Below are 569 nucleotides of genomic sequence, written 5' to 3' on the forward strand. Positions count from 1 at the left end.
GGCGAGGGAAACTCGCGGGCACCGGATGGCGGCCGGGTCGATCCATTTCACGCTCGAGCGATGCGGGAGGCGCGGTCGCCGCAAACGAGATCGGTCCTCGACGTGCCGGCTCGCGCTCCTCATATTAAGCTGACGGCGGAGGGGGTGCCCTCCGTCGATGAGGGATTGGCCGTATGACCAGCTCCGCTGCTCCGACACCGATCGATTTGCAGGAACAGCTGGCTCGTATCGAGCGGATGAACACCGAGACACGCAAATTCGTGGAGGATGGTCTCAAGTTGTCCGCCGAAGCCCGCAAACTTGCGCGCGACGCTACGATCGCTCCGTATACTGCAGTTTTTACTGCTTTTACGGCTGGGGCCGCCGTGGTGGGTGCTGTTGTAACAGTTGTCAAGATTATCGGATCGTGATCGTCGCGCCATGAGCCCCGAACGCCGTTGCGATGTGGGGAATCCGCTGTGCTGGTCATGGCGAGGGCTGGCGGATCGGCTTTCTTGCGACGCGCCATTGGTCCGCCACATCAGCGCCGACGCACGTTGAGGCTCGCTTTGCGCCTCCGAACGGATCCG

1 protein-coding gene is annotated in these 569 nt (G+C 62.6%); it reads left to right on the forward strand.

The annotated features are described in order from the left end of the window. The first annotated feature begins 173 nt into the window (after positions 1 to 173). On the forward strand, positions 174 to 410 hold the full coding sequence (locus tag QR78_RS33525) for a hypothetical protein (RefSeq protein WP_082172178.1): 237 nt from the start codon (positions 174 to 176) through the stop codon (positions 408 to 410). The last annotated feature ends 159 nt before the right edge of the window (positions 411 to 569 follow it).

It is taken from the genome of Methylobacterium indicum, from assembly GCF_001043895.1.
GTDB lineage: Bacteria > Pseudomonadota > Alphaproteobacteria > Rhizobiales > Beijerinckiaceae > Methylobacterium > Methylobacterium indicum.